General features: G+C 45.7%; 16 protein-coding genes. 11 read left to right on the top strand and 5 right to left on the bottom strand.

Going from position 1 to position 18,290, the window contains the following annotated elements; genetic code table 11:
* The first annotated feature begins 91 nt into the window (after nt 1–91).
* From GXP69_RS05500 to GXP69_RS05510, 3 genes are read left to right on the top strand one after another with little or no spacing between them, the layout of a single operon-like run.
* Nucleotides 92–1,120 (top strand): PhoH family protein, encoded by a 1,029-nt coding sequence (locus GXP69_RS05500; RefSeq protein ID WP_163913268.1) that lies wholly within the window; start codon nt 92–94, stop codon nt 1,118–1,120.
* Between the two features lie 15 nt (nt 1,121–1,135).
* Nucleotides 1,136–1,564: a GNAT family N-acetyltransferase gene (locus GXP69_RS05505; RefSeq protein ID WP_163913270.1), complete on the top strand. Its 429-nt coding sequence runs from the start codon at nt 1,136–1,138 to the stop codon at nt 1,562–1,564.
* The gene (locus GXP69_RS05510; protein ID WP_163913272.1) at nt 1,564–3,681 is read left to right on the top strand and encodes a ComEC/Rec2 family competence protein; all 2,118 of its coding nucleotides are present in this window, start codon (nt 1,564–1,566) and stop codon (nt 3,679–3,681) included. Before GXP69_RS05505 ends, GXP69_RS05510 begins: the two co-directional genes overlap by 1 nt.
* 659 nt (nt 3,682–4,340) lie before the next feature.
* Here GXP69_RS05510 and GXP69_RS05515 read toward each other — a convergent pair.
* Nucleotides 4,341–5,753, bottom strand: coding sequence for a DEAD/DEAH box helicase (locus GXP69_RS05515; protein WP_394367355.1), 1,413 nt, complete (start codon nt 5,751–5,753; stop codon nt 4,341–4,343).
* Nucleotides 5,754–6,462: 709 nt separating this feature from the next.
* Between GXP69_RS05515 and GXP69_RS05520 the strand changes: the two genes are divergently transcribed.
* The 3 genes from GXP69_RS05520 to GXP69_RS05530 all read left to right on the top strand — a co-directional run bounded on the left by GXP69_RS05520 (nt 6,463) and on the right by GXP69_RS05530 (nt 9,535).
* Nucleotides 6,463–7,566, top strand: a complete 1,104-nt coding sequence (locus GXP69_RS05520; protein WP_163913274.1) for a CaiB/BaiF CoA transferase family protein — start codon at nt 6,463–6,465, stop codon at nt 7,564–7,566.
* A gap of 63 nt (nt 7,567–7,629) precedes the next feature.
* Nucleotides 7,630–8,322 carry a hypothetical protein gene (locus tag GXP69_RS05525; RefSeq protein WP_163913276.1) on the top strand — a complete coding sequence of 231 codons (693 nt, stop codon included), beginning with the start codon at nt 7,630–7,632 and terminating at the stop codon, nt 8,320–8,322.
* A gap of 325 nt (nt 8,323–8,647) precedes the next feature.
* Complete coding sequence (locus tag GXP69_RS05530; RefSeq protein ID WP_163913278.1) at nt 8,648–9,535, top strand: EF-hand domain-containing protein; 888 nt, start codon at nt 8,648–8,650, stop codon at nt 9,533–9,535.
* A 52-nt stretch (nt 9,536–9,587) separates the two neighbouring features.
* Here the strand turns inward: GXP69_RS05530 and GXP69_RS05535 are convergent, their stop codons facing one another.
* Nucleotides 9,588–10,325 (bottom strand): phenylalanine 4-monooxygenase, encoded by a 738-nt coding sequence (locus GXP69_RS05535; protein WP_163913280.1) that lies wholly within the window; start codon nt 10,323–10,325, stop codon nt 9,588–9,590.
* A 35-nt stretch (nt 10,326–10,360) separates the two neighbouring features.
* On the opposite strand from GXP69_RS05535, the gene GXP69_RS05540 reads away from it, so the two are divergent.
* Nucleotides 10,361–10,702: a hypothetical protein gene (locus tag GXP69_RS05540; RefSeq protein WP_163913282.1), complete on the top strand. Its 342-nt coding sequence runs from the start codon at nt 10,361–10,363 to the stop codon at nt 10,700–10,702.
* A 33-nt stretch (nt 10,703–10,735) separates the two neighbouring features.
* On the opposite strand, the gene GXP69_RS05545 is transcribed toward GXP69_RS05540, so the two are convergent.
* The 3 genes from GXP69_RS05545 to GXP69_RS05555 all read right to left on the bottom strand — a co-directional run bounded on the left by GXP69_RS05545 (nt 10,736) and on the right by GXP69_RS05555 (nt 13,700).
* On the bottom strand, nt 10,736–12,613 hold the full coding sequence (locus GXP69_RS05545) for an ABC-F family ATP-binding cassette domain-containing protein (RefSeq protein ID WP_163913284.1): 1,878 nt from the start codon (nt 12,611–12,613) through the stop codon (nt 10,736–10,738).
* Nucleotides 12,614–12,708: 95 nt separating this feature from the next.
* A complete protein-coding gene (locus tag GXP69_RS05550) occupies nt 12,709–13,104 on the bottom strand; it encodes an SPW repeat protein (protein ID WP_163913286.1) in 396 nt (131 codons plus the stop codon).
* A 92-nt stretch (nt 13,105–13,196) separates the two neighbouring features.
* Complete coding sequence (locus GXP69_RS05555) at nt 13,197–13,700, bottom strand: RDD family protein (RefSeq protein WP_204281929.1); 504 nt, start codon at nt 13,698–13,700, stop codon at nt 13,197–13,199.
* Between the two features lie 336 nt (nt 13,701–14,036).
* Between GXP69_RS05555 and murI the strand changes: the two genes are divergently transcribed.
* From murI to GXP69_RS05575, 4 genes are all read left to right on the top strand, one after another.
* Nucleotides 14,037–14,852 (top strand): glutamate racemase, encoded by an 816-nt coding sequence (gene murI, locus GXP69_RS05560; protein ID WP_163913288.1) that lies wholly within the window; start codon nt 14,037–14,039, stop codon nt 14,850–14,852.
* A 931-nt stretch (nt 14,853–15,783) separates the two neighbouring features.
* Nucleotides 15,784–16,338 (top strand): hypothetical protein, encoded by a 555-nt coding sequence (locus GXP69_RS05565; protein ID WP_163913290.1) that lies wholly within the window; start codon nt 15,784–15,786, stop codon nt 16,336–16,338.
* 19 nt (nt 16,339–16,357) lie between these two features.
* Nucleotides 16,358–17,542: a glutathionylspermidine synthase family protein gene (locus tag GXP69_RS05570; RefSeq protein WP_163913292.1), complete on the top strand. Its 1,185-nt coding sequence runs from the start codon at nt 16,358–16,360 to the stop codon at nt 17,540–17,542.
* Between the two features lie 12 nt (nt 17,543–17,554).
* The gene (locus GXP69_RS05575) at nt 17,555–18,211 is read left to right on the top strand and encodes a hypothetical protein (RefSeq protein ID WP_163913294.1); all 657 of its coding nucleotides are present in this window, start codon (nt 17,555–17,557) and stop codon (nt 18,209–18,211) included.
* The last annotated feature ends 79 nt before the right edge of the window (nt 18,212–18,290 follow it).

Genomic DNA, 18,290 nt, shown 5'->3' on the forward strand with positions numbered 1-18,290 from the left:
ACTATAATTTCAATAGATTTGTAATTATATAAAACTAAATTTCTTTTAAATTAAATAAATATTACCAACATTCTATATAAGAGCTAAACATTTGGTAGAGAAAGTAATAACACTCGAGAATATTTCCCTGATCGACTTCCTGGGAACCGAGAATCAGAATATAAAGCAATTGGCTGCAGCTTTTCCGAGCAGCAAAATCATATCCAGAGGCAACGAAATCAAAATACAGGGACAGACTCCTGAAATCACAAAAATCCACGAAATTCTCTCTTCGCTGATAGATCATTATCATAAGTTCGGGAAGATTACGCATAACAGTGTAAATAGATACCTTTCTTCTGATTCTTTTACTGAAGAAGAAGTAATTATTACATCTCCGGACGTGATTGTGTATGGCTCTAAAGGTGGTGTGATAAAGGCCAAAACGCCAAACCAGCAAAAACTGGTTGATGCCATAGAAAAAAATGACCTTGTGTTTGCGCTGGGGCCAGCCGGTACCGGTAAAACGTATGTGTCGGTAGCAATGGCGGTGCGCGCCCTTAAAAACAAGGAAGTGAAGAAGATCATCATCTCCAGACCAGTGGTAGAAGCAGGTGAGAGTCTTGGTTTCCTGCCCGGCGACATGAAGGAGAAGGTGGATCCGTATCTGCGCCCGATCTATGATGCTTTGGAAGACATGATTCCGGTAGAAAAGCTGAAGTATTACCAGGAGAACAAGATCATAGAAATAGCGCCGTTGGCCTATATGCGTGGTCGTACCCTGAACAATGCGTTTGTGCTACTGGACGAAGCTCAGAACACCACACCAGCTCAGATGAAAATGTTCCTGACCCGTATGGGTCCGAACGCCAAGCTGATGGTAAACGGTGACTGGTCGCAGATAGATTTGCCGCGTAACCAGCGGTCCGGTTTAATGGAAGCCCTGACGATTCTGCGCGGTGTAAAAGGCATTGGCGTAGTTGAGATGACCGCAGACGACGTAGTGCGCCACAGACTGGTAAAAGACATTGTAAATGCCTATACCAAGCTGGAGGAGGAACGTCGTGCCAAGCGTGACGCCGAGGCTGAAGAATCCGAAAAACAAGGTGTAAATAACAAGCGCGTAAAACAGAGCGCCTAAGTACAGAACTGTTTTATGATTGAAGTGATAAGAGCAACGCAGGAGCAGGAGCTGAAACAGGCATTCCGGATTCGGGAACAGGTGTTTGTGGAAGAGCAGAAGGTGCCCCGCGATGCTGAGTACGATGCTTTTGAAACTACAGCCAACCATTACCTGGCAACTATAGATGGCGAGCCGTGTGGCGCCGCCCGCTGGAGAACCACAGAGCATGGCGTTAAACTGGAACGCTTTGCCGTGCTATCAGACTATAGAAACAGGAAGGTTGGTGCCGAGGTGTTAAAAGCGGTGCTTGATGACGTAAAAGCCGAGCAAAACGGTAAGAAGATTTACCTGCATGCGCAGCTTCCGGCTGTAAATTTTTACAAGCGCAATGGCTTTGTAACAGAAGGCGAGATGTTTACGGAATGCGATATACAGCACTATAAAATGTTCTTTGCCGGCTGATGCTACAGTGGGCGCCATACCCCTTTCTGCGTATAGCGCTGAGTTTTGTAGCGGGTATTATAGTGTATACAACTATAGGTGAAGGTTTCAGGTTTGCCCCTGAGGTCTTCACCTTTTTTGTTGCCCTGTTTGTAGCGCTTTACCTGTATGCACGCAACTATAGATCAGCAGAAGCAAACAGCTGGGTGGGGATAGTCGGTTTGCTGTGTTTTGCTGCCGCCGGCTTCTGGATAACAGAGCTCCGAACACCACATCTGCAATCAGATCATCTTACAAAACTTGAGGAACAGCCCACTTACTATACCGGTGTAGTAAACGATTTTGTAGTGCAAAAGCCGGGCTATCAGCGCACGGTTCTCGCCGTTAATAAGGTGCTTGTGAACGGGAAGTGGAAGCAAGCAACAGGCCAGGTGCAGGTAACCGTACCACACGACACACCCGACGATTACACCTTTACCTATGGCGATAAGCTGCTGATAAAAGGTGCACCTCAGCTGGTTGCCCCACCGCTTAACCCTGCCCAGTTTAACTATAAAAAATACCTGCAACAGAAAGGTATTTACCACCGCCAGAACCTACAGGTCAATCAGTTCAAACAGATCGGTAACGAACCACCAAATCTGCTTTTGTATGCCAGTATAAAAGTGCGCCGCTTTTTCGAAGACGTTATCAGGGAAAATGTAATAGTAAAAAGAGAGCAAAGCATAGCGACGGCCCTGCTATTGGGGTTAAAAGACGACATGGATAACGAAGTGCGGGACGCTTATGCGGCCACCGGAACAATGCACGTGCTGGCCGTTTCGGGGATGCATGTGGGCCTGGTGTTCGGCGTATTTCTGCTTCTGTTCAAACAAGTAAATTTAAACAGGACCCAGCGTTTGCTGATGGCGTTACTGGTGCTGGGCCTTTTGTGGCTGTATGGTTTCATGACGGGGCTTTCGCCCTCTGTATTAAGAGCGGTGCTGATGTTTAGCTTAGTATTGGTGGCGCAGGTGCTGAGCAGGCGGCACAACATTTACAATACACTGGCTATAGCTGCTTTTGTGCTGCTGTGCTACGACCCATACATGCTCTTCGATGTGGGTTTCCAGCTGTCGTTCCTGGCTGTGATCGGAATTGTGGCGCTGCATCCAGGCATCTATAGTTTGCTTACCGTAAATAACTGGCTTCTGGATAAGATCTGGGAGCTCTTTTCAATTGCTGTAGCGGCGCAACTGATTACACTGCCATTGGGCATTTATTACTTCCATCAGTTTCCTGTTTACTTCTGGCTGGCGAATATTGTAGTGGTAACAGCCTCCACGTTTGCGCTCTACTTCGGAATGGTCGGGCTGTTGCTGCACTGGGTGCCTTACCTGTCAGACCTGCTTTTTTCTATTCATTTCGGTCTGATATGGATCATGAACGAGTTCAACCAGCTGCTCATGAACCTGCCGGGCTCCCTGATTAATGGGTTGGATATTACGGTGCTGCAGTCTTGGTTAATGTACGTTGTGTTAGCACTGCTGGTGCTTTTCCTCTTGCAAAAGCAGCTACGCTATCTGGTTTTTGCTACGGCTATAGTTGCTATAGTTTCGGTGCAGCAAATTTTAGAAGCTCACGAACAACAAAACCAGAAAACGCTGGCCATCTATAGTTTGCGCGGCAGCACGGCCATAGGCTTCATCCAAAGCAAACAGGCCGTACTTGTAACTGATAGCACGCTGCTGGTCGATCCTCAGAACTATAGTTTTAACGTACAGGCGCACCTATGGCAGCGAGGCATATCTGCCCCAGCATTTCAGTTGCTCGGCGATGTACAACCCGGGGATACCTTTGTGCTCAGAAGTTTTTTGCCAGATGGAAATGAATTGCTGGTATGGCAAGGACAGAAGTTGCTGCTGGTAAGAAAGCCACTAGCTATACAACCTGCATCAGAACTGGAGCTGGATTATATTTTGCTAACCCAGAATGCGAAGGTAAAGCCGGAGGTCTTGCAAAGCTTTAAGGTAAAAGCTATCGTGCTGGATGGAAGTAACCGCCCCTGGTACATCAGTCGTCTTAAAGCTGAATTAATGAAGTTAGATTTGCTAGTATATGATGTAACAACGGAAGGCGCTTTAATGCTGGAGTTCTAGTTTGACACTAGCTATAGTTCTATAGTTGATTCCGTTATCTCGATCCAACTTGAAGGATCTTATATGTTCTATAGCTAACTATAGTTGCCACTGGACATAAGCAGTTCCTTTCATATTTACCTCAAATCCAGGGAGCTCTACCAGCCTACGGTTTTATAGTTGCCTTCGTGCGCTCACGGCCGCGAGGCCTCGTCTTTTGGCATCGCGCTGCTGCCTTCTTGCTATCCTCCTACGTCGGATTGCCTATCGGCACCGCAACAAGTCAAAGGCGCTCAACCCAAAGACTGCGATCACTCGATAGCTATAGTTCCTATAGTTTGTTGAATGACTATAGTTGCATCGCTTTTCCGTGGTAGTAGTTCCGAGGGCCAGGCTATGCCTGCCTATTCGTGGTCTGTAACTATAGATGTATAGCTTTTGATTTGGCAGTAGCAACAATTCCCCTCCTAGGAGGGGTAGGGGTGGGTTAGAATGCTAACTATAGAACTATAGCTCAAACTATAGCGATGGCAGAAACTGTTCCCCTTTGAAGAGGGCTGGGGTGAGGTCATAATGTAACCACAAAAAAAGAGACGCAGTATACTGCGTCTCTACATATTATCTCAATCTATCTGACTCTAATTGAGTCAGGTGAATGCCATTGCAGGTAGATTTCTCGATTAGCTTTCTGTTGGCGCTGCTTGAGGTGCTGTATTACCTGCCGGGCCACGCTTATTACGGTTGCGGTTGTTACGGCGTTTTTTCTTTGGCTTATTTTCTTCGCCACCTGGTTGTGCTACTGGTTGTGTGTTTGTATCGGTTGCAGCAGCTTGCTCAGGACGGGGGCCTTTGGGTTTATTTCGGTGGCGATTTTTGCTTCCGGAGCGCGGCTTATTGCCATGCGCTGGCTTATGTGCTTCGCGGTGGCGTACGTGGCCTTTTTTATTTGGGTCATATATTGGTCCGGGACCGAAATCTTCTGGCAACGGCAGCTTTGGTATCTCGCGCTCTATTAGCTGCTCCACGCGGCGAACGCGGTACATGTCATTGTCGTTCACAAAAGTAATGGCCATACCCGTTGATGCTGCACGTGCCGTACGGCCTACACGGTGCACATAATCTTCCGCATCCTGCGGCATGTCAAAGTTAAGCACGTGGCTCAGGTTGTCGATGTCAATGCCGCGCGACAGGATATCGGTACCAACCAGGATCTGGTATTTGCGGTTCTTGAAATCACGCAGCGCGGCTTCGCGCTCATCCTGCGTCATGTCAGACTGTATGCCTTCCGCTTCAAAGCCCATCTTGCGCAGCGAACGTACAATCTGGTTTACATTGGATTTACGTGAAGTGAAGATGATCATGTTCTGCACGTCCATCTCACGCAGCAGGTGCTCCAGTAAAGGCAGCTTCTGGTTGTCGTAAGTCAGGTACATACGCTGGTCAATGCCTTCAGCTGGTTTCGAAACAGCCAGGTTTATCTCTTCCGGGTTTTGCAGGATTTGCTGTGACAGGTCTCGGATCTTTTTAGGCATGGTAGCCGAGAACAGCAATGTCTGGCGGTTGGTTGGCAACTGGCGTACAATCTTCAGGATGTCGTCCATAAAGCCCATGTCTAGCATCTTGTCTGCTTCGTCCAGTACCAGGTAATTTAGTTGGTCCAGTTTCACGTAGCCAAGTGCCATGTGCGACATCAAACGGCCAGGCGTAGCAATAATAATGTCAGCTCCGCTAGTAAGAGCACGCTTCTGCTGGTCCCATTCGTCGCCTTTGTTGCCACCATAAATGGCAATAGAGCTGACAGGGGCAAAGTAACCAAGGCCTTCTACCTGCTCATCTATTTGTTTTGCGAGTTCGCGGGTAGGCACCAGAATAAGTGTGCTGGTGTGCGAAATATCGGCGCGTGAGATCTTGTCAATCAGTGGAAGAAGATATGCTGCGGTTTTTCCTGTTCCGGTCTGTGCGCATGCAATCAGGTCTTTTTGCTCCAGAATAAGCGGTATGGCCTGCTGTTGTATCGGCGTAGGAGTATTGTAACCCATTGACTGAATGCCGGTTACAACGTCTTCGCGTAAATTGAATGAATGAAAATCCAAAGTTATAATAATTTAGTTCGAACTATTGGTAGCTCTAATGAGCAGGGCGCCCAATTAGGTAAAGTTAAAACATTTTAATTGTTTTTAAGCAAATGCAGCCTGATGTTGTAAACTATAGTTTGTTTTAAATATTTATTAAATAATATTTTATTGAACTGTATTTTGTAAAGTACAATAGTGGTTTTGTAGTTGTTATTGCATTTGTGTGGTTTAAATGATAGAAAATCAAATCAAAAATTGATGTATTTTATAATATATATTATTATATAGATATTTAATTATAGGGTTTGTTATATGAAAAGTTATATTGTTGTGTAACATTTGATATAGGCGGGCGTAAGATGTGAAGGTCAGGCAACTGATATATTTAACACCTTACTTACTATTTATATGAAAAAGGCTATACAGGAATCACCTAACTTCTATCTTCTTTTAGGAGTTAATATTATAAACATCATTTTCTTCTTGCTACAGTAATAATTAGGCGAGCGGATATACTTATGCTGCACCAGCTGCATAAAGGCTTGCCTGTACTACTGTATTGCTCAGGAGCGGCTGCTCAGCCATTCTATAGTCCCTGATCCCAATTAACCAGAGTAAATTTACTGTGATGCACCTGTGTTGTGCTGTTATAAGGCTGTGTTTTATAACTTGCAGCAAGAGCAGCTGCGTGCCGTTACCGGCTGCCGAAAACGCAGAACTTTAAATTATGATCCCATCCGATATGCTGGTGCTGGAACTTGCAAGCGTGCTGGCTGGCCCCAGCGTGGGGCAGTTTTTTGCTGAACTTGGTGCACGTGTAATCAAAATAGAAAATGCCGGCACGAAGGGGGATGTAACTCGCAGCTGGAAACTACATTCCGAATCTCCGGAAACCGATACGCCTGCCTACTTTTGCGCAGCCAACTGGGGAAAGGAATCGCTGGTGCTAAACTTGAACGATGCACAGGACCTAGAGCAGTTTTATAGTTTGGCCGCACAGGCCGATGTGGTGATTGCCAGCTATAAACCCGGTGATGCCGAGAAGCTGAAAGTAGATTATAGTACGCTGCAACAACTTAACCCGAAACTGATTTATGGGCATATAACAGGATATGGCCCCGACGATGCGCGGGCTGGCTACGATGCCGTGGTGCAAGCCGAAACCGGTTTTATGTACCTGAACGGAGAGCCGGAAGGTAAACCCACTAAAATGCCGGTTGCGTTGATGGATGTACTGGCAGCACACCAGCTGAAAGAAGGCCTACTATTGGCACTATGGAAACGTGAGCGCACCGGGAAGGGGAGTTATGTGCATGTAAGCCTGGTGCAGGCTGCCATTGCAGGGTTGGCAAACCAGGGCACTAATTGGCTGGTAGCAGGCCATAATCCGCAACGCATGGGTTCCGAGCATCCGAGCATAGCGCCCTATGGCAGTGTTTATACCACCAAAGATAACAAAGAATTGGTTTTAGCCATTGGTGACGACCGCCAGTTTGCGCGTTTGTGCCAGGTGTTGTGTTCACCTGAAACCGCAGAAGACAGTAAGTTTATGACCAACTATAGCCGTGTTCAGAACCGGACTGAGCTAAATAGCATACTGCAGGGATTGATTGTCAGGTTTAACCGGGAGGAGTTACTGCAAAAGTTGCATGCGCAACATGTGCCGGCAGGAGCCGTGCAGCAGGTGGCCGAAGTATTTGAAATGCCACAGGCGAAAGAGATGTTGTTGCAATACCCGAGAGCAAAGTCGGGCATCCGGCAGGTGGCTTTCAATCTTGAGCAGCAGGCACCGCGGCAGCTTACGCCACCCCCGCCCTATACCCGTAGATAAGCATATTTTATAACTCTTTACAGCGATATACTGTAAAATCAAATCAAACGACGAGCACCTGGTATGGCAACAAAAAGCAAAAAGGCAAAAGACGACAGATTAGATGATATTATAAATGGCTTGCATCAGAAATCGGTTACCAAACAGGTAATTTACCGGAATACCAAAGCCACCTTCGATAGGATGAAGGAAATTGCCCAGGATATTGTAGAAGAATTAACGGAGCGGGTAACCAAGCACGATGCCGATGTTGTAATCGAGTACACCAACATTAGCGAGTTCGAGTTTCATGTGAAATTCTCCGGTGACCTGCTCATGTTCATTATGCATACCAACATCATTACGTTCCCCGAAGATTATGAGCTGATGCGTAATGAGTACATAGAAGAAGATTTCCGGCGTCGCTTTTTCGGGCATATAATGGCCTATAACTTTATGGCAGATACTATTAAGTACAACCGTATAGATGACCCTGGTTACCTGGTAGGCCGCATGCTGATAAACATAGACCGCCACTTTGTGATAGAGGGTGTAAAGCAAATGGAGCTGCCCTACGACCGCATTGCGCAAAACGTGATCAACAACAAAACGCTGCGCCTGATTATAGAAAGCGCGATGGTGGCTGCCGTAAACAACGACCTGATGGGGCAGGATGTAAGCGACATCGAGCGCATCACCCTGAAACAGAAACACGAAAACATGATCTCGCAGCCGCGCAAGGTTGGCTTTCGGGTAAGTTCTACACTAACGCAGTAACTACAAATAACGATAGTTGTACTTAATATTGGTGCCCGGCTACTATAGCCGGGCATGTTTGTAACAGCTAGATTTACGGCACGTTAAAACTTAAATTATAGCAATTTCGTTTTTTTATATAACTGACTTTCAGATGGTTGTATTAATAGTAGTTGTCTTTGCTCTAATTTTGACCTCTACTCAGAATTCCTACTCCGGATGAGTACCTGCCATTGATCTGCATTTTCTTGTCGACGTCTTATCTGTCTAAGCTGTTGCCATAAATCGTAGACCTATGCCTCATGATAGATAAGCCTGTCGCTGCCTGGTTTTAAGTCCATTCGTTATGAAAAAGAGCTATATCCTCCTGTTATGTATCTTTTCAATTACACTTCTCGGATGCGATAAAGATGATGACAACCTTACCGGACCAATTCCTTTTCCTTCTCCATCCCCTTCTCCTGGCCCTACACCCGTTGTAGATGTTACTGCCCCTCAGATTCAAGTGTATGATCCAACTGCAGATGACACATTTCTGTCGATAGGGGCATTGTCGGTATATGTGTATGCTATAGATAATGTCGCAATAAAGGATCCTAAAGTGTTTCTGATAGATCCTACCGGAGCACGCACCCCTATATCAAGCTTATACTTGAATACTTTTGAATCTTCAAAAGAGCGAAGCTTGACCGGCGTTATAAAAGTAGGGGGCAACTTGTCGGGCTTGTATACCATCCTAGTTGAGGCTGAGGATTTAAGCCAGAATAAAAGCCAGGTTACAGTGCCTGTTAACATAATTGCCGAAGACCTGGCATCGCTTGATTTTAAAACAGCTTTTATGGCCAGTGGCTGGTTTGAACAATCAGATTGGAATACTGGCTATCTTGATCTTGAGAGGTTTAACATTGCATTTTACTGGATACTGAATCAGAACGCGTGGGATTATAACATACACCCTGAATATGTGGATAAATTCGGGGAGGATTTTGGGCAGCATAAGCAACTATGGTCTAAGTGGGATGTAAATAAAAATGGTTATCTGGAAAATAGTGAGCTTAATAATGGAATGGCAGACTTAAAGTTTTTTGAACTATGGGATGTGAACCAGGATAAAATGATAACAGAAGAAGAGCTTGCTGATGGGGTGGCTATACTTTGGGATGTAAACAAAGATAATATAGTAGATGCCAAGGAGTTTGTTGATAAGCTTACAGAATATTTTCTTCTGTTATAAGCTTGATCAAAGCGATAGATGCCCAGCCTTGTTAGTAGCTGGGCATTTATCGTTATATGGCAACCTGCTCTTCTCTGAGTTTATGCAAAGCGCTTTCTAAAGCCGGCAACGCATCCATCAGCTCCTTAAAATCGGATATCAGGAAGTACTGGCTCTGGAAAGTCTCTTTAATATAAGGCGTGCTCAGAATGTGGTCTACATCAAACTTAAATTTTACACTTTCATCGGAAACAGACTGGTTACTTTCTCCAACCGATGATAAAATACCGGCTCCGTAGATCTGGGCTTTACCATTTTGGTTAAACAAACCAAATTCTATCGTGTACCAGTAAATGCGCGTAAGCAGGTCAATCACATCTGGCCTGTCAGTGAACTGGAGAGCCAGTTGAGATAGCTTTGCCAGAAACTCGCAGTATACCGGTATAGTTAGCAACGGCACATGGCCAAATACATCGTGAAACATGTCAGGCTCTTCCAGGTAATCTAACTGGTCCATAGTTCTAATCCAGATCGTTGCCGGGAATTTATGGTCGGCAATCAGTTTAAAGAAAAGGAAATCATCCACAATGCCTGGCGCAGGCACAACTTCGAAACCGGTTAAGGGTTTCAGGCGTTTGTTCACTTCATCAAAGTCCGGGATGTAGTTGCGTTCGAAGCCTACTTTCTCCAGGCCTTCAAAAAACTCGGGTATGGCTTTGCCTTGCAGGTTCTGGTACTGGCGCTCAAATAATATCGCCCAAACGTTATGGTCTTCTGCTGTGTAGCTGCTGTAGTTCTGTGTCAGGTTCATTTTGGTGAAAATTAAAAGTTTACAAAGGGGTATAAATGAAAAAAGCAGAGCTTTCGCTCTGCTTTCAGTATCACTTGAGGGAAACCTTTCGGTTCCCGTTCTTACAAATCGTAATAGGAGTGATTGCCAAAGAGAGCGCAGCAGGTACAGCGATAATAATAGCGGTAATAGCTATAGATGCTCTGGCAATAAGTACAAACAGTATGCAGCAGCTCCTGGCCAACAGAAGCTGGCAGAGAAAGTGTAATTGCTATGGGAGCTGGTTGATGCATGTGGTTAACTGTACTACAAATATGGGCTTTTGTTCCGGAATTGCAAATGCTGAGTTAAATTTTAGCAGAACCGGGCATAAAAAAACGCTGCTCTTAGAGATTTAGAGCAGCGTTTTTATAGTTAACTATAGTTTAGAGTTACATGATCTCGGCCAGCTCCAGCCAGCGGAATTCCTTTTTCTCGATCTGCTCGTTTATAGTTTCGAGCTCGGTGGCCCAGGCCGTAAGTTGTTCGTGGTCGGTAGTGGTGCCGGCGTTCATCAGCTCTATAACCTCTGCCTTACGAGTTTCCAGCTTCGCTATTTCCTTTTCCAGCTGCTCGTATTCTTTTTTCTCGTTATAGGTAGCCTTGCGTTTGTTTTGAGCAGGTTCGGCTTTCTGGACCGGCGCAGGTGCCGCAACTATAGTTTTGGTTTCAGCTTCCTGTTTTTCCTGTTCTTTCTGCCACTCGCGGTAGTCGGTATAGTTACCCGGGAAGTTTCGGATCTTGCCTTCGCCTTCGAACACAAACAGGTGCTCTACCAGGCGGTCCATAAAGTAACGGTCGTGGCTAACTATAAGCAGGCAACCTCCAAAATTAAGGAGGAAGTCTTCCAAAATGTTGAGCGTAATAATGTCCAGGTCGTTGGTTGGCTCATCCAGTATCAGGAAGTTCGGATTTTTGATGAGCACACGAAGCAACTGCAAACGGCGCTTTTCGCCACCGCTCAGCTTATTAACCATGGTATATTGCTGTGCCGGCGCAAACTGAAAATGCTGCAGAAACTGGCTGGCTGTTATCACTTCGCCGTTTGCCATTTCTACCACTTCGGCAATTTCTTTTGCAATGTCTATAACACGCTGCCCTTCTTTAAACGCAAGCTCTTCCTGGGTATAATAACCAAAAACAGTTGTCTGGCCTGCATCAATCGTTCCGCTGTCGGGTTGTAGTTTGCCAACCAGCATGTTCAGGAAAGTGGATTTGCCGGCACCGTTCGGGCCAACTATACCAATGCGGTCTTTCTTCTTAAATACATAACTAAAGTCATCCACAATCTTTTTGGCGCCAAACGACTTCGAGATATGGTCTACTTCTATAATCTTACCGCCCTGGCGTGTAGTTTTAACCGATAGTTCCAGCTGCGGACCGCTCACTTTTTTTGCTGCTTTCTCCTTCAGTTCCTCAAAAGCATCCACCCGGTACTTGGCTTTGGTACCACGCGCTTTCGGCTGTCTACGAATCCAGTCGAGTTCTTTGCGCATCAGGTTACGGGCTTTCTCGGTTTCGGCGGCGGCCATTTCTTCACGGCTAGCTTTTTTCTCTACAAAATAACTATAGTTGCCTTTGTATGTGTAAATCCCGCCGTTATCCAGCTCAGCGATTTCGTTGGCTACTTTATCCAGGAAATAGCGGTCGTGCGTTACCATCAGCAGGGTTGTGTTCTGGGTCGAGAGCAGGTTCTCGAGCCACTCAATGGTATCCAGGTCCAGATGGTTGGTTGGCTCATCCAGTATCAGCATGGTCGGCTCTTCTATCAGCACACGTGCCATGGCCACACGCTTGCGCTGCCCGCCAGACAGGTGACTGATCTTGTTCTCGAGGTTATGGATGCCTAGTTTTGACAGGATCTGTTTTACTTTCAGTTCAAAGTCCCAGGCCTGCAGTTCATCCATCCGCTCCATAATGTGCTGCATCTTTTCGGGGCTGATGTTGGGGTTCTCCAACGCGACCTCATATTCCCGGATCACATCCAGCACTTCGCTCTGCCCAGAAAATATAGTTTGTTGTACGGTCAGGTTCTCGTCAAACTCAGGGTTCTGTCCCAGAAAGCCGATGCTCACCTCTTTGCGTACGCTTACGCTGCCTTCGTCTGGTGGAATTTTGCCGGCCAGTACGTTTAGCAAGGTTGTTTTGCCCGAGCCGTTTACACCAACCAATGCCACACGCTGTCCTTGGCTAATACCAAAGTTCAGGTTCTTAAACAGCCAACGGTCGCCGTAGCTCTTTGCTATATTTTCTGCAGATAAATAATTCATAGAGCAAATTTAGCTATTTATTATGGATGGGTTTAAATAAAACAGGCCAACCGATGCGGCTGGCCTGTTTTATTTAAACGAATGCAGCTTTTGTATTACATATTCCGGATATGATCGGGACTGGTATGCTCTGCCTTATAGCTGTGGCTTGGTACGCGGTGCGTGGTAAGCGAAGCCAGGATAGAGAAAACACCCAGGATCAGGTGTGGTAAATACACCCGCTCGTCGAAATTAAGCAGCCATGGCGAAATTGCCAGCAGCACACCTAGCCCAAAATCTACCATCAGGTGGCTCTGCATTGGTATACGCCTTACCAGGCCAACCTCAAAATCAGTAAACACAGTCTGTAATAACACAGCAATACCGGCAATTACTAACGTCCAGGTGGCGGCAGTGTTATCCGAAAAATCAAGCACCCAAGGGGCGATGATCATAATAATACCAACTATATAGTCCAATATTCCGTGGAAACGGGTTGGGATAAATCGCATAGTAGTCCTCCTTTCTTATTGATACTCAGGTATACATATACGGGCACCCTGAAAGGAAGGGATAGAAATTTGTACAATTTTGGTGAACGTCTTTAGTCAGACACAACCACAGTGCGTGCAAAATAATCATGGAACATCTGGCTGCGGCGTGTAGTAAGGATCAGCAGAAAGCCCAACCCGACAGGAAGCAGTGAAAGTAATTTGCTGAGATGGCGCAAGTTGGCCTGCCACAGGTTTATGCGTTTGCCACGCAGGTCGGTTACCCGCAGCCCCAATGTAAACTTACCTATAGTTGCCTGTTTTGGCGACGACTCCAGCAAGGTATAATACAGCCAGTACACTACCGGGAAGTAAGGGTTGAAGAACAAGGTTTTGGCAATCAGGAGCAGTTCTGAAAAGTTGATGCCATGCGAGTGCATTGTTTTGTCCCATGAGCTAAAGTGCTCTGAGTTGCTGCCGGCAGAGTAAAAAATGATGGTATAGAAAAACACCAGCAACGTGGTATCAACCAGAAATGCTACAAACCGGGCGGTAAGGCTGCCATAGAGTGAGGATCGCTTTACGGTAGGTGCTGGTATGGATAGGGTTGTTTGCATATAGGGTTTTTGCTAACTATTTGAGTACTTGGTAACTACTATAGTTTAACTGCTGCGCACGTAATAATAAATGCAATATGTTCACCTTTGGCAGGCTGGCGGCTCGGCATCAAGCCCCAGTTGTGGTCTCATAATTCCCTTTAAATATAATTTATTGTCTGAAAATGACAAAATATTTAACTAAAATTATATTATGATTTTTAATTTGTAATATACCTGTTGTAAATTTAACTAAGTTGAGTTTTATATAATTCAAAAAGGTTGCGCTAATTGGTGAACAAACATATTTTAAGGGTAAACAGCATGCTATTCAGTTTTTAAGTAATTTCGCATACGATGGAGAGCGAAAAAAGACATAAGCCTATAGGGATTTTTGATAGCGGTATAGGCGGACTAACTGTGGCTCAAGCAATTACGAAAGTGCTGCCAAACGAAAGGTTGATTTATTTTGGCGATACAGCGCATCTGCCCTATGGCGATAAGTCTACTGCTGCCATCCAGGCTTACGCTGTTAAGATCTGCGACCTGTTGCTGAAGCAGCAATGCAAAGTAATCCTGATTGCCTGTAATTCGGCATCGGCTGCTGCCTATGAACTGGTGAAGGAATATGTCGGAAGTAAAGCCAAAGTATTAAATGTGATCGACCCGATTGTGGCTTATATTGGTAAAACATACCCGGGCAAACCGCTTGGCCTGATAGGTACCAAACAAACCGTAAACTCAAATGTATACCGCAAAAAAGTAGATGCACTGGGATTGGGTATTGATTTGAAATCGCATGCTACGCCGCTTTTGGCAGCCATGATCGAGGAAGGTTTTTTCAATGACACCATCTCAGAGAGTGTAATTCATACCTACCTCTCTGACCCGAATTTACAGGGTATTGAAGGATTGATTTTAGGTTGCACACATTATCCGCTCATTAAAAAGCAGATTGAGAATTTTTACCAGGGTAAAGTAGATGTGCTGGATGCCAGCCAGATTGTAGCGCTGCATGTTAAAGCGTTTCTGGAGCAGCATGGACTGGCATCAGATAAGCTGGTCGGCGACCACCATTTCTACGTTTCTGATTATACACACTCTTTCGAGGAAAGCACCCGTCTCTTTTTTAAACGCAAAGTGCATTTAGAGCATTATCCGTTGTGGGAGTAATTCTGAGTTAGAAAGTTAAAAAGTTGAAAAGTTGATTGATGTTATCCTGAGCGCAACCGAGGAAGCTTATTATGTCTATAGTTTCTCATTGTCATGTCGAGCGCATTCGAGACATCTTATATGTCTTATAGTTTCAACTCCTGTCATTTCGAGCAAAGCGAGAAATCTATCTCAGACTATCGTTTTATAGTTAACTATAGTTGCAACTTGAAACAAGCAGCTTCTTCTATAGTTGCCTTTTATCCTGGGAGCTTTACTGGCCTATAGTGCTATAGTTACTTTGGTGCGCTCCCGGCCGCGGGGCCGCGTCTTCGGGCATCGCGCGGTGTACCTTTCTTTTGCTCGTCCCTCGCCATGCCTGACGGCACCGGAACCTCTCGAGGCGCTCAACCCAAAGACTGAAATCCTTCGATAGCAAATTTATAGTTTGATTTATACTGCTATAGTTCTGTCGCCTTTTCGTGATTTTAATTCCGTGGGGCAGGCTGCGCCAGCCTGCTCGTGATGTGTAACTATAGAATGCGAGCTGCAACTATAGCAACAGCAGAAATTCCCCTCTCGGGAGGGGCAGGGGTGGGTTAATTGCCAACTATAGAACTATAGCCAAACTATAGCAATAGCAGAAAGTCCCCCTTTGAAGGGGGGAGGGGGATGACAAGTGCCAACTATAAAACTCTAGCTCCAACTATAGCAGTAGCAGCAAAAGCTCCCCTCCTTGCCTAAGGAGGGGTAGGGGTGGTTGGCCCCCGACAACTATAGAACTACAAAGCCAACTATAGCATACAACCAAATCCATCAAATCCCCTTAATCCCAATTCAAACAAGTATCATAAAAATCAGCTAAATCCCTACAATCACTGGTCCGGACAAGCAGCAGATTATCAAAATTCCTCAGAAAACCGTACCTTTAACTACACTTGCTTTAAATCACATGAAAAAACGATACCTGCGAATCGGAGATCTGAAACGAAATGCTTTTATAGTTGCTGCAGCTGCCTGTATGGGACTTACCAGTTGTGGACCCGACAGCAATAGCAACAATGTGGGTGCCAGCGAAGAAGTGAAAGTGCCGGACGGCATCATAACCGAACTGACAGAAGAAGCTCCGGACCAATGGAAAATAACTGATGAGCGCACTACCGTTCCGGGAGCAAGCATGGCTATTCTGAAGTATAACGACGGTCGTATTGATACCCTAAAAGGGCTGGATCTGGAAAATAAAATGAAAGACCTGGCCGCGAATGAGCAGCAATACAGGCAAGGTGGTTTTGGACTGGGCAGTGTGCTGTGGTGGAGTGGCATGGGCTACATGGCTGGCCGTATGATGGCACCGAGAGCAGGTTATTATGCTAACCCTGGTGTAATGAACAATACTGCAGCCTGGCGCCAGAATGTACAAACTTACCGTCAGCAGGCAACAGCGCCTACATCTGGCCGAAGCGGGTTCTTTAAAGGACGCAGCAGCGGCACCGGAACCGGAGGTTAATTCATTTCAATAAGATTACATGCTGAATAAGGATAGAATTGCTGTTCGCCTGGAGCCACACTCCGGCGACGTAGAAACCGCTGTGCGCGGGCTTGGCTGGGATTGGTGCGTGGAAGACGGTTGTGCCAACTATGTGCCCGGTGAAGCAGTGATTATAAATGAACAGGACGCTGATGCACTTCTGGAAGCAGCCGACACACTGTATGACATGATGCTGCAATCGGTGCCGGATGAACTGCCGGATGCTTTCCTGAATGTGCTAGGTATACCGCAGAACCTCTGGCAACTGGTACGCCATTCGTGGAACGACGACCGCCATTGGCACCTGTACGGCCGTTTTGACCTGGCCCAAACCCCCGAAGGCCCGAAGCTGCTTGAATTTAATGCTGATACAGCCACATCTATACCCGAAACGGCCGTGGTTCAATGGGCAAGCCTGGCAGCAGCCGGTAAAAACGATGCCAACCAATATTCTGGCTTATACGAGGCCTTGGTAGAGCAATTTAAAACCTGGCGCATGATGAACAATGATCTTGCCCCGGCTCTGCTATTAACTTATATCGGTGGAAGCGCCGAAGACGAAACCAACTGCGCTGTACTGGCACAAGCTGCCACAGAAGCCGGTTTCGACACGCACCTATGCCCGATTGAGGAAGTAAATATTTCGACGCAGGGTGCAGAACGTGGCGTTTGGGCGCAGATAGGGCAGGAGCAATGGCAGCAGTTTCCGTTTCTGTTTAAGTTACTGCCATGGGAGCAGATTGCCTGGGAAGAACCTGAACTTTGCGAAAGCCTTACCCAACTGGTGCGCAGCCGGAATGTAGTGATTGCGAACCCGGCATATACCTTATTATTTCAAAGCAAAGGCATGCTGGCCTGGCTCTGGAAAGCGTACCCATACCACCCGCTACTATTAGAAGCTGATCTAGCGCCTTTAAGAGATAAGTACATCCGTAAACCATATTTCGGAAGAGAAGGCCAAAGTATAGAGGTAGTGGATAAAGTGCCCGTAACTAAAATGGAAGGCGAATACGACCAGCAACAGCAGGTGTACCAACGCTGGTGCGACTTACCACAAGATAACAAAGGCTATACCTACCAGGCAGGTGTTTTCTGGGCGGGAGAAGGCTGTGCTATTGGGTTTAGAAGAGAGAAAGGCATCATCACCAACCTGTCGCAGTTCGTGCCGCATTTGGTAGAATAAGCAGATTTGGGGATGAGTAGATTTCTTAAATATAGCTTACTGCTATGCCTGTTTAGTTTACTGCTATGCCTGTTTGCTTTTGCTTGTAGCCAGACGAAACAGGAAGAGAAGCCTGTTGTTATTCCTTTCACACAAGACGACCTGACGCAAATCTATAGTTTGGCTTTTGATTCTTTGCTTGGACCTACTGAAAGGTGGATAGATGAAGAGTCATCTATTGTTAACGATACAGCTATAGTTCAATATTACTATAGGCTTGAAACGAACGACTTGTTTGATGATCGGATTCTCTCAGAAAAAAGGTATTACGGTAAAGGGAGAAAACTACTTGAAAAGTATGAAGGGTTTGATCAGGAGCAATTTAAAGCTATTGTTGCTGATAGTGCTTGGAAAGCTTACTCCTACCAAAAACCTACTAAGCTTAAATCTAAGTATAAATATAAGTTGATTCCAGCAGATATAAGTTCTTTAAAAGAGTCTTACCACCCGGGAGCCACGTTAGCTGCAGTAAGATTAAATAAGGTTGCTTTCAACAATACTGCTGATAATGCTATTATAACTATAAGCTTACATATTGCACCAGATTGGGGAACTGAAAAGGCATATTTCTTAAGGAAAAAGAATGGTGCATGGTCTATAGTAGGACAAAATCGATTATTGATTTGGTAGATCTTTAAAATTTAATCCTGCCAATCCTTTAATCCTGTAAATCCTGATTCTGACAAAATCTTCACATCCTCAAATTTCC

Source organism: Pontibacter burrus (assembly GCF_010686685.1).
In the GTDB taxonomy this organism is placed as follows: Bacteria; Bacteroidota; Bacteroidia; order Cytophagales; family Hymenobacteraceae; genus Pontibacter; species Pontibacter burrus.